The 12,343-nt window shown below is 65.9% G+C and carries 11 protein-coding genes and 1 pseudogene; all 12 read right to left on the bottom strand.

Annotated features, from left to right (window positions below):
* Nucleotides 1-9 precede the first annotated feature (9 nt).
* Complete coding sequence (locus BACI348_RS06845) at nucleotides 10-1,146, bottom strand: adenosine deaminase (RefSeq protein ID WP_159824536.1); 1,137 nt, start codon at nucleotides 1,144-1,146, stop codon at nucleotides 10-12.
* Nucleotides 1,147-1,173: 27 nt separating this feature from the next.
* A complete protein-coding gene (locus BACI348_RS06840; protein WP_159824535.1) occupies nucleotides 1,174-1,914 on the bottom strand; it encodes a DedA family protein in 741 nt (246 codons plus the stop codon).
* A 125-nt stretch (nucleotides 1,915-2,039) separates the two neighbouring features.
* Nucleotides 2,040-2,669, bottom strand: a complete 630-nt coding sequence (locus BACI348_RS06835) for a DedA family protein (protein ID WP_159824534.1) — start codon at nucleotides 2,667-2,669, stop codon at nucleotides 2,040-2,042.
* A gap of 6 nt (nucleotides 2,670-2,675) precedes the next feature.
* A complete protein-coding gene (locus BACI348_RS06830; RefSeq protein ID WP_201298496.1) occupies nucleotides 2,676-3,980 on the bottom strand; it encodes a thymidine phosphorylase in 1,305 nt (434 codons plus the stop codon).
* 23 nt (nucleotides 3,981-4,003) lie between these two features.
* Nucleotides 4,004-4,411 (bottom strand): cytidine deaminase, encoded by a 408-nt coding sequence (locus BACI348_RS06825; protein WP_268892327.1) that lies wholly within the window; start codon nucleotides 4,409-4,411, stop codon nucleotides 4,004-4,006.
* Between the two features lie 4 nt (nucleotides 4,412-4,415).
* A complete protein-coding gene (locus BACI348_RS06820) occupies nucleotides 4,416-5,741 on the bottom strand; it encodes an ABC transporter permease (protein ID WP_159824531.1) in 1,326 nt (441 codons plus the stop codon).
* Complete coding sequence (locus tag BACI348_RS06815) at nucleotides 5,738-7,111, bottom strand: ABC transporter permease (protein WP_159824530.1); 1,374 nt, start codon at nucleotides 7,109-7,111, stop codon at nucleotides 5,738-5,740. Before BACI348_RS06815 ends, BACI348_RS06820 begins: the two co-directional genes overlap by 4 nt.
* Nucleotides 7,104-8,696 carry an ABC transporter ATP-binding protein gene (locus tag BACI348_RS06810; RefSeq protein ID WP_159824529.1) on the bottom strand — a complete coding sequence of 531 codons (1,593 nt, stop codon included), beginning with the start codon at nucleotides 8,694-8,696 and terminating at the stop codon, nucleotides 7,104-7,106. The genes BACI348_RS06815 and BACI348_RS06810 overlap by 8 nt, the downstream gene beginning before the upstream one ends.
* Before the next feature lie 182 nt (nucleotides 8,697-8,878).
* Nucleotides 8,879-9,986: pseudogene (locus tag BACI348_RS06805) on the bottom strand (BMP family lipoprotein).
* 256 nt (nucleotides 9,987-10,242) lie between these two features.
* Nucleotides 10,243-11,262: an NADP-dependent oxidoreductase gene (locus BACI348_RS06800; RefSeq protein ID WP_159824528.1), complete on the bottom strand. Its 1,020-nt coding sequence runs from the start codon at nucleotides 11,260-11,262 to the stop codon at nucleotides 10,243-10,245.
* The gene (locus BACI348_RS06795) at nucleotides 11,259-11,687 is read right to left on the bottom strand and encodes an organic hydroperoxide resistance protein (protein WP_159824527.1); all 429 of its coding nucleotides are present in this window, start codon (nucleotides 11,685-11,687) and stop codon (nucleotides 11,259-11,261) included. Before BACI348_RS06795 ends, BACI348_RS06800 begins: the two co-directional genes overlap by 4 nt.
* 34 nt (nucleotides 11,688-11,721) lie before the next feature.
* Nucleotides 11,722-12,156 (bottom strand): MarR family winged helix-turn-helix transcriptional regulator, encoded by a 435-nt coding sequence (locus BACI348_RS06790; protein ID WP_159824526.1) that lies wholly within the window; start codon nucleotides 12,154-12,156, stop codon nucleotides 11,722-11,724.
* Between the last annotated feature and the right edge of the window lie 187 nt (nucleotides 12,157-12,343).

Raw genomic sequence — 12,343 nt, 5'->3', positions numbered from 1 at the left:
TCCGGCTCGTTAGCCAAGGTTGGCGTAGGCGTCGTTGATGTACTCAACGAGGGCTTCCTTCTCCTCCAGCGGCAGGAAGGAGGCCTCGGCGGCGTTCAGCGTCAGTTCCAGGAGGTCGTCGAGGTCGTAGTCGAAGGTTTCGACCAGCAGTTCGAACTCGTCGGTCAGCGTGACGCCGCTCATCAGCCGGTTGTCGGTGTTGATGGTGACGTTGAAGCCCAGCTGGTACAGCATGTCCAGGGGGTGGCTTTCGATGCCCTCGCCGAACCCGGCGATGGCGCCCGTCTGGAGGTTGGAGGAGGGGCAGATTTCCAGGGCGATGCCGCGGTCGCGGACCCAGCTGGAGAGGTCGCCCAGGGTCACCAGGCCAATGGTGTCCTCCGTGTCCTCGTCGTCGTCGAACTCCACCAGGATGTCCTCCGCGATCCGGACGCCGTGGCCCAGCCGCAGCGCGCGGCCGTCCACCAGGGCGGACTGGATGCTTTCGAGCCCGGCTGCCTCGCCGGCATGCACGGTGGCCGGGAAGTTGTGCTGGGCCAGGTACGTGAAGGCGTCCCGGAAGCGGGAAGGCAGGAAGCCGTCTTCGGCGCCGGCAATGTCAAAACCCACCGCGCCCTTGTTGCGGTGGCGGACGGCGAGCTCGGCGATCTCCTGGCCGCGGTCGGCGTGCCGCATGGCGGTGATGAGCTGGCCCACCTGGATTTCGCGTCCGGTCTCCCCTACTGCCTCAACGCCGGCCTCGAGGCCTTCCTGAACGGCTTCCACGGCTTCGTCCAGGCTGAGGCCCTTCTGCAGGTGCTGCTCCGGGGCCCACCGCACTTCGCCGTACACCACGCCGTCATCGGCCAGGTCCTCCACGAATTCCTTGGCTACCCGGAACAGGCCTTCGGCAGTCTGCATCACGGCAACGGTGTGGTCAAAGGTCTCGAGGTACCTGACCAGGGAGCCGGAATCGGCGGACTCACGGAACCACTGGCCCAGCGCCACGGGATCGGTGGACGGAAGGGTGTGGCCAACGGCCTCGGCCAGTTCGATAATGGTTGCCGGACGGAGTCCCCCGTCCAGGTGGTCGTGAAGGGAAACCTTGGGCAGGTTCTTCAGGTCAAAATCGATGGCAGGGGCAGCGTCAACAATAGGCTCAGTCACGTTCCAACCTTAGGGTGGGCGGGGATTCTATGCCAGCCGCTCCGTGCCGGCGGGCTCGCCGTCCCCCAGGGCCGGAGCGAGCATCTCCGCGGTTCCCGGATTCGGCTTCGTTGCACCGGACGTGCCGCCGTCGAGCCACTCGTCCACTTCCTCGGCGTCGTTACGGGCCAAGTGCTTGTGCCACCAGCGCAGGAGGTGGTCGATGAGGACACCGAGGACGATGGCGAACACCACGGCGATGCCCGCGCTGAGCAGCGGGTTGTGGTGAAGCCAGGGGAAGGAACTGGCCAGCAGGCCGATGCCGATGGAGTACCCCACCCAGGTGATGCAGGCGAAGGCGTCAAGCAGGAAGAAGCGGCGGTGGGAGAATCCGGTGCTGCCGGCCACATAGTTCACGGCCACCCGGCCCCAGGGAATGTAGCGGGCAGTGAAAATCAGCACCGCGCCGCGCTTGTCCAGCTCGTAGCGCGCCCAGCCAAAAGCCTTCTGGACCTTGGGCCGGCGCATCCATTTCCAGCGGTCCAGGCCGATCCGGCGGCCGAGCATAAATGCCATGTTGTCGCCGGCGATGGCACCGATCAGCGCGGTGAGGCCAAGGATCCACAGATTGGGTTCACCGCCGTGCCGGGAGAACGCCGCGAGGGCCACGATGAGGGTCTCGCTGGGGACCACCATGGCGAAGCCGTCCACAAAGAAAAACAAGAGCAGGACCGGGTAGATCCACCACTGGCCCGCTGCATGGAGCACGGCCTCATTAATAAACTCCACGCGGTCTTGCTCCTATGCAACCTGGCGCAGCCGAAAGTGACGCAGCCAAAGCGGAAATCGTTCCTAAGTGTCCCACGGCCAGGGCGCTGTTCGCTACGCCCCTGCCTGCCCGAACAACGGTTCAACTACGCTTCTGGTTCCTTCATCCGTTCCACGATCGGAGGCCGGCGCCGGATCCGGTTGACCACCAGGTCCACCACCACTCCAAGAGCCACCGCGCACACGATGGCGATGGCTGCGCCCAGGAAGTGGTTGTCCTCGAACCATTGGCCGAAAAAGAGCCCGATTCCCACCGAATAGCCTGCCCAAAGGGACGCCGAAAGGACCGTCAGGCCAAGGAAGCGCAGGTGCGGATAGTGCGTAACGCCGGCTGTGAGGTTGACCGCCACCCGGCCGATCGGGACAAACCGGGCCACCAGGATGAGCGAGGCCGGGCGCTTGCGCAGTTCCCGGCCCGCCCACCGGAAGGCGCTCTGCATGCGGGGCCCGCGCATCCACGCCCAGCGCTTGGTTCCCACCCTGCGCCCGATGAGGTACGCGATATTGTCCCCGGAGAAGGCGCCAAGTGCTGCCACCAGCATCAACAGCCACGGGTTGGGGACATCGGCGGTGGCTGCCACGGCTGAGAGGCCCACCACCACTGATTCGCTGGGGATGGGCGGGAAGAAGCCGTCAATGATGCAGCATGCGAGCACCAGGAACAGCACCCAGGGCTGACCGGCTGCTGCGAGGATAAAGTCATTGATGGCCTGCATGGGACCCTATGCTATTCGGTCCAGGATCAGCCGTTGCGCCGGACGTGATCCCTCGGGTGCGATCACCACAGCATGCTCCAGTGCTTCCCTGGCCCGGGCGAAGCGCTCCGGGGTATCGGTCAGCAGGGTCATCAGGGGCTCACCCGCCCGGACCAGGGCGCCGGGCTTGGCGTGCATCCGCACACCTGCCCCGGCCTGGACCACGTCCTCCTTGCGCGCGCGTCCGGCGCCGAGCCGCCAGGCCGCAACACCGACGGCCAGGGCATCCAGCTCCACCAGCACACCGTCCGCCGGTGCGTAGACCACCTCGGATTCCCGGGCAACCGGCAACTGGGCCCGCGGGTCACCGCCCTGGGCCTCGATCATCCGGTTCCAGACATCCATGGCGCGGCCGTCCTTCAGCGCCGCGGCAGGATCGGCGTCGTGCACTCCTGCGCAGGCGAGCATTTCTTCGGCGAGCCGCACGGTCAGCTCCACCACGTCGGCAGGGCCGCCGCCGGCCAGCACCTCCATCGATTCCTCCACTTCGATGGCGTTGCCCGCAGTGAGGCCCAACGGGGTGTTCATGTTGGTCAGGAGAGCCACGGTGTTGACCCCGGCGTCCTTGCCCAGGGCCACCATGGTCTCGGCCAGCTCGCGGGCTTTGGCCTCATCCTTCATAAACGCCCCACTGCCCACCTTGACGTCCAGGACCAGGGAACCGGTCCCCTCGGCGATTTTTTTGCTCATGATCGAGGAGGCGATGAGCGGAATCGCCTCCACGGTGCCGGTGACGTCGCGGAGCGCGTACAGCTTTTTGTCAGCGGGAGCCAGGCCGGCGCCGGCAGCACAAATGACGGCGCCCACGTCCTGGAGCTGGGCCAGCATTTCCTCGTTGCTGAGGTTGGCCCGCCAGCCGGGGATGGCCTCCAGCTTGTCCAGGGTCCCGCCGGTGTGGCCAAGCCCCCGGCCCGAGAGCTGGGGAACGGCAACGCCGAAGACGGCCACCAGCGGAGCCAGCGGCAGCGTGATCTTGTCCCCCACCCCTCCGGTGGAGTGCTTGTCTGAGGTGTACTTCAGGCCGCCGTCGGGCCGCCGCAGGCTGGAGAAGTCCATCCGCTCCCCCGAGGCGATCATCGCGGCCGTCCACCGGGCGATCTCGATGCGGTCCATGCCGTTGAGCAGGATGGCCATGTTCAGGGCGGCCATCTGCTCCTCGGCGATCACGCCGCGGGTGTAGGCATCGATGGTCCAGTCGATCTGTTCGGGACTGAGAGTGCCTTTGTCGCGTTTAGTGCGGATGATGTCGACGGCGTCGAACGCTTCGGCCATGCTGTCCGCGGCGGGGGTTTCTGTCACCGGGTTTCCTCCAGGTGTTCGGGACCGAAGGCGTCGGGCAGCACCTGGTCCATGGTTTTGATGCCTTGGGTGGTCATGAGCTCCATGCGGGGTGCCCGGAATTCGTAGAGCAGCTGCCGGCAGCGACCGCACGGCATCAGGACGTTGCCGTTGCCGTCCACGCAATAAAACGCACGGAGCAGTCCGCCGCCGGTCATGTGCAGGTTGCCCACCAGCGCACATTCAGCGCACAGGGTCAGCCCGTAGCTGGCGTTTTCCACGTTGCAGCCGCTGACGATCCGTCCATCCTCGGTAAGTGCCGCAGCCCCCACGGGAAACTTTGAGTAGGGCACGTAGGCGTTGCGCATGGCCGCGACGGCGGCGGCCTCCAGCGCGGGCCAGTCCGGGCCCGCAGTGGCGGCCACCGGGTCAACCCTTGACATAAGGAATGCCGCTGGCCGCAGGGCCCCTTGACTTGCCTACCAGCCCCGCAACTGCGAGGACCGTCACCAGGTACGGCAGCATGGCCATGAACTGGCTGGGCACCGGGGTTCCGATGATGGTCACGATGCTCTGCAGGTTGTCCGCGAAGCCGAACAGCAGGGCGGCGAAGAACGCCCCGATCGGGTTCCACCGGCCGAAGATCAGGGCCGCCAGCGCGATGAAGCCGCGCCCGCCGGAGATCTCCTTGGTGAAGCTGTCGATCGCCACCAGGGTGAAGAAGGACCCGCCGATGCCGGCCACTGCCCCGCCCAGGGTGACATTCCAGAACCGGGTGGCGTTCACGTTGATGCCCAGGGTATCGGCCGCCTGCGGGTGCTCGCCCACGGCACGTACACGCAGGCCCCAGCGGGTCTTGAACAGGCCCACCCAGACCACCAGGACGGCGATGTACATCAGGTATCCCACCAGGGACTGGCGGAACAGGATGGGCCCGATGATGGGGATGCTGGACAAGATGGGGATCTCGATGATGTCCAGCCCGGGAGGTGAATTGAACTGGGCCTTGTTGGCCTGCATCACGGTGCTGAAAAGGAAGCCCGTGACGCCGGAGACCAGGACGTTGAGCACCACGCCCACGATGATCTGGTTGACCAGGTACTTGATGCTGAACCAGGCCAGCACCATGGATACCACGGCGCCGGCAACAGCCGCGGCCGCCAGCCCGATGAAGGGGTTCTGCGTCATGCTGGCCACGATGGCGGCGGTGAAGGCGCCACCCAGGAGCTGGCCCTCGATGGCGATGTTCACCACTCCAACCCGCTCACAGAGGACGCCGGACAGGGAACCGAACACCAGGGGAACGGCGAGAGTGACGGAGCCGGCGATCAGGCCGGCCAAGGAAATACTGGGGGTCCGGGCCCCGCCCACAACCCAGATGAGGAATGCGGCAACGAACAGGACGATAAATGTCACCGTCACCCAGCCCGGCGCTGCCCGGTCCTTGGTCTTGAGGTACACGGCGTAGCCGGCGAGCCCCAGCAGGAGCACGGAGAGGACGATGCCGCCGGCAAATGCGTTCACCTGCAGGGCCGGCAGCTGGAAGAAGTCCTCGCCGGTGGAGATGCCGAAACTGGCGGTCTGGTGTGGCCCCATCAACCCGAAGAAGACCAGGGCGATCAGCCCGAAGGCAGTGAGCAGGACCGGGGTCCGCCAGGTCACCGGCTTGGCGGAGACCGATGAGGGGCCGGAATCAGGGGTACTGCTGTCCGGCTGCGGCTGACCCGGCCGGGGCGAGGAAACTGTTGTGCTCATGCTGCACCTCCGGTGGTTGCTGCCTTGCGGGACTTGGCGGTGCGGGCCGGCTTCCTGCGCCGCGGGTTCAGGCCGAAGACGGCCCGGACAAGTGGCGGTGCCGCGATAAAGAGCACAATCAGGGACTGCACCACCAGGACGATGTCGATGGGGGTGCCGGTCTGGATCTGCATCTGGACCGCTCCGGCACGGAAGGCGCCGAACAGCAGGCCGGCGGCGAAGGTGCCCCACGGCGTCGAACGTCCCAGCAGCGCAACGGTGATGGCGTCGAAACCGTAGGTGGCTGCAACGCCGTCGGTCAGGACCTTCTCGGTGCCGGCCACCTGGGCCACGCCGGACATACCGGCGAGCCCGCCGGCGATAGCCATCACCAGGATGGTGGACCGCGACACGTTGATGCCTGCGGTCTGCGCCGCCTTGGGGTTGGCACCCACGGCCCGGAACTCGAAGCCCACCGTGGAGCGGTTCAAGAGCCACCACACCAGGACAGTGGCGGCGATGGCCAGGATGAAGCCCAGGTGCAGGCGGTATTGGGTGCCAAAGATCTGCGGGTAGACGGCGCTGGGATCCAGGATGGGCGAGATGGGGTTGGTCTCCCCCGGCCGCTGGAAGGCCGGTGTGTTCAGCAGGTACCGCAGGAAGTAGAGCGCGATGTAGTTGAACATGATGGTGAGGATGACCTCGTGGGCGCCTGTCCTCGCTTTGAGGACGCCAACCAGCCCGCCCCAGAACGCGCCGCCGATGATGCCGGCCGCCAGGACCAGCAGGAGGTGCAGCCCCAGGGGCAGGTGGAGCGCGAAGCCCACCCAGGCTGCCAGGATGCCGGCAACAATGATCTGCCCCTGGGCGCCGATGTTGAAGAGTCCGGCGCGGAAGGCAAGCGCGACGCCGAGGCCGGCCGTGATCAGCGGCGTGGCGATGGTGAGCGTCTCCATAAACGGCGCGAACTGCGCTGCCACCCCGTTGCCCCGGGGGTTGAAGACCGAGCCCTGGAACAACGCGATGTAGGACCTGGTGGCGGCGTTCCACACTGCCGTCAGGAAATCGGTGGGCCGGGCGAAGAAGTAGGTGGAGGTGGTGGCCACCTGCTTGTCGGTGCTCGCGATCAGGAGCCCGCCGATGATCAGGGCAAGCAGCACGGCAAGGACGGAAACCATGCTGCTGCCGGTGAAGATCCGGCGGAGCACGGTGTCCGGCCCGCCCGGGAGCTGCCCGCTTTGGGCAGTGGCAGGAACGGCCGATGGCTCCATGGCGCCGCCGGCGGTATCAACGGAGACTACGGCGGCCGTCCGGTCTTCCGCGGGGGATGCTGCCTGGGCTTCGGGGCCGGGTTCGCCGGCCGCGTGTTTGGGGGGATGCTTGTCAGACATGGTCGCCTCCTTCGGCGTCGGACGTGGAGGCCGCGGTGGTGACCTGTGCCGTGCCTTGCGGCGCTTGCTGCACGGGGGCGTGTTCCTCCGGCGGGATTCCGGCCATCATGAGGCCCAGGACGTCGCGTCCGGTCCCGGCGGGCACAACGCCCACCAGTTTGCCTTTGTAGAGCACTGCGATGCGGTCGGCCAGTTCCATGACCTCGTCCAGCTCCGTGGAGATGATCATCACCGGCGTTCCCTGGTCGCGTTCGGCCACGATCCGGCGGTGCAGGAACTCAATGGAGCCCACGTCAACGCCGCGGGTGGGCTGGGAGGCGATGAACAGGCGCAGCGGCCGGGACAGCTCACGCGCCATCACCACCTTCTGCTGGTTGCCGCCGGAGAGGGTGCCCGCGGCGGCAACGGCCGACGGCGTCCGCACGTCGAACTCGCCGATGCGCGCTTTGGCGTTCTCCAGGACCTTCGCCGGGCTCATGCTGATGCCCTTGGCGAACGGGGGCTTGTCGTAGAGGTCCAGGACCAGGTTTTCCGCCACGGAGAACGTGCCCACGAGCCCGTCCACCTTGCGGTCTTCGGGAACGAAACCGACGCCGGCGCCCAGGACGTCCTTGACCGACCGTCCCAGCAGCTCCTTGCCGTCCAGCGTGATGGAACCGGAAACACGGTCCTGGAGGCCCAGAATGGCTTCGGTGAGTTCAGTCTGGCCGTTGCCCTGCACGCCGGCCACCGCCAGGATTTCGCCGCGGGCGATGTCGAAACTGAGGCCGTCCACCACGTGGTGGCCGTTGGGTGCAATGACGGTGAGGTCGCGGACTTCGAAGGTCTTTTCCGTCGGCTGGGCGGGCGCCTTGTCCAAGGTCAGGCTGACGGCGCGGCCCACCATCATGGAGGCGAGCTCTGCGGTAGGGGCGGCGGGGCTGGCCGCGCCCACCACTTTTCCACGCCGGATCACGGTGATGGTGTCCGAGACTTCCTTCACCTCGCGCAGTTTGTGGGAGATGAAGACGATGGAGGTGCCGCCGGATTTGAGCTGGCGCATGATATCCAGCAGTTCGTCGGTTTCCTGTGGCGTCAGCACCGCTGTTGGTTCATCGAGGATCAGGACCTTGGCGTTCCTGACCAGTGCCTTGATGATTTCAACGCGCTGCTGGACGCCCACGGGCAGGTCCTCCACGAGGGCGTCAGGATCGACGTCGAAGCTGTACTGGTCCGAGATCTCCCTGATCCGGCGGCGTGTCTCGTCCAGGTTGAGGAAGCCGGCGGCCTTGGTGGGTTCGGCTCCGAGGGCCACGTTCTCGGCGACGGTAAAGACGGGGACCAGCATAAAGTGCTGGTGCACCATGCCGATTCCCGCGGCCATGGCGTCCCCGGGGCCGCGGAACGAGACGGCCTTGCCGTCGATGAGGATTTCACCCTCGGACGGTTCGTAAAGGCCGTACAGCACATTCATCAGGGTGGATTTGCCGGCGCCGTTTTCGCCAAGCAGGCAGTGGATCTGTCCGGGTTCAACCACCACGTCGATGTGGTCGTTGGCGAGCAGGGTCCCGAAGCGTTTAGTGATCCCTCTGAGTTCAAGTTTCAAAACTGACGACCAATCTCGAAGCGCCCAGTGATCGACCGGACGGGATATGTGGCTGCAGCACCAGCCTAGTGGCTGCAGTGCTGGGATGAGCGGGCGGTGGCCCAGAAGCGGGAGGCCGCAGCAAAAAGCGCCACCGCCCGGCCGGTCATCGACCAGCCGGGGGTGGCGCTTGTGTGCACGGGTCAGGACTTGGGGCTGGCTGCCGACTCGACCTTCAGCTTGCCGTCCACGATGTCCTTCTTGATCTGGTCCAGTTCGGACTTCAGCTCGGCGGGAACCTGGGAGTCAAGGTCGTGGAACGGGGCCAGCTGGACGCCGTCGTTGGCCAGGGTGCCAACGTACGGGGTGTTGCTGAATTTGCCGTCCTTGTCCTCCTTGACCACCGTTTCCACGGCTTCACCCATCTGCTTCATGACGGAGGACAGCATGATCTCCTTGTAATCAGGGGCAGTGAGGTAGCCGTCGGAGTCAACCCAGATCAGCTTGACGTCCTTGCCTGCATCCTTGGCTTCACTCAGGGCCGCCCCCGCACCCTTGCCCACCGGGCCGGCCACGGGCATCACGATGTCCGCACCCTGGTCCAGGAAGTTCTGGGTGAGCTGCTTGCCTACGTCCTGCTTCTCGAAGTCGCCGGTGAAGCTGCCGTCCTGGGCGTCCTTGTTCCAGCCAAGGAGTTTGACGTCCTTGCCCTTCTTCTCGTTGTAGTACTTCACGCCGTCCGCGTAGCCGTCCATGAAGATGGTGACGGTGGGGATCCTGATGCCGCCGAAAGTGGCAACCGTCCCGGTCTTGGTGGTGCCCGCGGCGAGGTAGCCGGCGAGGAAGGCCGCCTGGGCGGTGTCGTAGACGATCGGCTTGACGTTGTTGATGGGCGTCTCGTACCCGAAGTCGATGATGGCGAAGTGGCTGTCCGGGTTGGCCGTTGCCTGCGCCTTGGTGGCGTCACCGAGGAGGAAGCCGACGGTGACGGAGATCGCAGCCGGCGGTGACCATGGCGCGGAGGTTGGGCTCGAAGTCGTTGTTGGTCTTGGATTCCACCTGGTTGACCTTGATGCCGAGGTCTGCCTCGGCCTTCTTCAGGCCCTCGTAGGAGGATTGGTTGAAGGACTGGTCGTCGAACCCGCCGGAGTCTGAGACGATGCAGCCGGTGTAGTCGGTGGCCCCGGCGGACGAGGTGCTTCCGGTTTCCGGAGCTGCGCCGCAGGCGCTCAACAGAAGGGCCGAGGCGCTGACGGTAGCCAGGCCGGCCATTGAACCGCGCTTGAATTGTGCACGCAGTGATTTCTTCAATTTTCCTCCAGGATGAAGAGAGAGGCGCTACGGCTCGAATTCAATGAGTGTCCGTTTCTGCACTGAAATTCTGTTTTCACTGACGGCCAGCAGCACTGCGCCGGAGCGCACTGATGGCACCTACTTTAGTGGCCTGGAACACGTCTCCGTAGCACACCCGCACCCCATTCCGGAGATTGTTTACAAGTTGTTACCAACCAGTAAGGGGCCGCATGGTGATGCGGCCCCCTGCTTTAGTCCTTGGACCGGGAGACGGTCAGAGGCGGACCAGCATCTTGCCGGTGTTGGCGCCGTCGAGCAGGTCCATAAAGGCCTGCGGTGCGTTCTCCAGCCCGTCCACGATGGTCTCGTCGTAGCGGACCGTCCCGTCCGCAAGCCAGCCTGCCATCTTTTCGGCGAACTCGGCGGCGTGCTGCCTCTGGCCGCCCACCAGGAAGCCCTTCAACGTGAGCTGCTTGCCGATAGCGAGCATCAGGTTGTGGGGTGCCGGAGTGGGCACGGTGGAGTTGTACTGGGAGATGGCACCGCACATCGCCACCCGGCCGCCCAGATTGAGGGTGGCCAGGGCCGCTTCCAGGTGTTCGCCGCCCACGTTATCGAAGTAGACATCGATCCCGGCGGGGCCTGCCGCAGTACGCAACTGTTCCAGCACAGGACCGTCGTGGTAGTCGAAGGCGGCGTCAAAGCCGAGTTCCAGCAGCCGGGCCACCTTGGCAGCGGTACCGGCAGAGCCGATCACGCGGGACGCCCCCATCGCCTTGGCGATCTGGCCCACCAGCGAACCGACGGCACCCGCCGCCCCGGAGACGAACACCGCGTCCCCGGCTTTGAATTCCGCAACCTTGAGCAGGCCGGCGTACGCCGTCAGCCCGGTCATGCCCAGGGCACCCAGGAATGCCGACGCCGGTGCGAGCTCCGTGCGGGCGGGCGTCGCTGCGGCTGCATCCACCACCGCGTATTCACGCCACCCAAGGGCATGCACCACCACGTCACCTTCCTGGTGCCGCCCGGAACGGGACGCGACCACTTCCCCCACCGCACCGCCGTCGAGCGCTTGATCCACTGCGAATGGCGCGGAGTAGGACTTGACGTCATTCATCCGCCCGCGCATGTAGGGATCCACGGAGATGAAGAGGTTGCGGACCAGGACCTGGCCGTCCTGGAGTTCAGGCAGCGGTGACTCGGCAAGGCGGAAGTTCTCCGGGACCGGACGGCCCGACGGGCGGGACGCCAGCTGGATTTCGCGGGTGGTGGCAGGAAGTGCTGCAACGCTCATGCGGCGTACTCCAGGATCTTGATGTCCACCGTGATGTTGCCGCGGGTGGCGTTGGAATAGGGGCAGATCTGGTGGGCTTTGGCCACCAGCGCCTCAGCGGTGGCCAGATCGAGCGCCGGCAGGGCGATCTCGAGTTCCGCAGCCAGGCCGAACCCGGCAGTGTCCAAGTGCCCGAGATGGACCTTTGCGGCCACTGCCGAATCGGTCAGGTCGGCGCGTTCCTTGCGTCCCACCAGGCGGAGGGCGGAGTGGAAGCACGCGGCATATCCGGCGGCGAAGAGCTGTTCCGGGTTGGTGCCTTCGCCGGTTCCGCCGAGCTCCTGGGGGCTGGACAGCGTGACGTCCAGTTTGCCGTCGTTGGTCCGTGCGGTGCCGTCGCGGCCTTCGCCCGAGGCAAGGGCGTGTGCTGTGTAAAGGGGTTTCACGGTGTTTCCATCCTGTTGTGGGGTATCTGTGGTGTCAGACTGCGCCGTGGAGGGCTGCCGTCAGGCGGCCCAGGGTGTCGCGCAGCTGGTCAAGTTCTTTGGCTGTGAGCCCCGCGGCGTCAGCGAGTCGCTGCGGAATGGCGGCGGCTTTCCCGCTCAGCCCGCGCCCGGCCGGTGTCAGGTGGATGGCGACGCGGCGCTCATCCTCTCCGGACCGGCGGCGTTCCACCAGCCCGAGGGACTCAAGGCGCTTCAGCAGCGGTGACAGGGTACCCGAATCCAGGCCGAGCTCTTCGCCCAGTTCCTTCACACCGCGCGGCTCACTCTCCCACAGCACCAGCATCACCAAGTACTGCGGGTAGGTGAGGCCCAGATCCTCGAGGACGGGCCGGTACACGGCGGTCGCGGCACGCGATGCCGAATAGAGCGCAAAGCACACCTGGCGGTTGAGCCGCGGAGCATCAGTCATGCCACAACCATAGCGGGCAATTCAGTTGTGCACAACCAAATTGCCCGCCGGAGCCGTCTTCGAACGGGACTGCGCACTGAAACCAATCTTCATGACGCAGGGACTGCGCCTGCGCGGCGAGTCCAGGCTTCGCTGCGCAGCCCGGCACAACGGCGGTACGCGCGGCAGGGTTTGACGGCCAGGAGGG

Source organism: Arthrobacter sp. 9AX (genome assembly GCF_902506095.1).
Classification (GTDB): Bacteria; Actinomycetota; Actinomycetes; order Actinomycetales; family Micrococcaceae; genus Arthrobacter.
Note: the sequence above shows the minus strand (reverse complement) of the source record. Positions and strands in the feature narration are given on the sequence as shown.

Coding starts and splice junctions, on each gene's coding strand:
- BACI348_RS06830 (WP_201298496.1), bottom strand. CDS start 3,980: ATGGCCGAAGCGTTCGACGCCGTCGACATCATCCGCACTAAACGCGAC.
- BACI348_RS06835 (WP_159824534.1), bottom strand. CDS start 2,669: ATGCAGGCCATCAATGACTTTATCCTCGCAGCAGCCGGTCAGCCCTGG.
- BACI348_RS06820 (WP_159824531.1), bottom strand. CDS start 5,741: ATGAGCACAACAGTTTCCTCGCCCCGGCCGGGTCAGCCGCAGCCGGAC.
- BACI348_RS06815 (WP_159824530.1), bottom strand. CDS start 7,111: ATGTCTGACAAGCATCCCCCCAAACACGCGGCCGGCGAACCCGGCCCC.
- BACI348_RS06800 (WP_159824528.1), bottom strand. CDS start 11,262: ATGAGCGTTGCAGCACTTCCTGCCACCACCCGCGAAATCCAGCTGGCG.
- BACI348_RS06790 (WP_159824526.1), bottom strand. CDS start 12,156: ATGACTGATGCTCCGCGGCTCAACCGCCAGGTGTGCTTTGCGCTCTAT.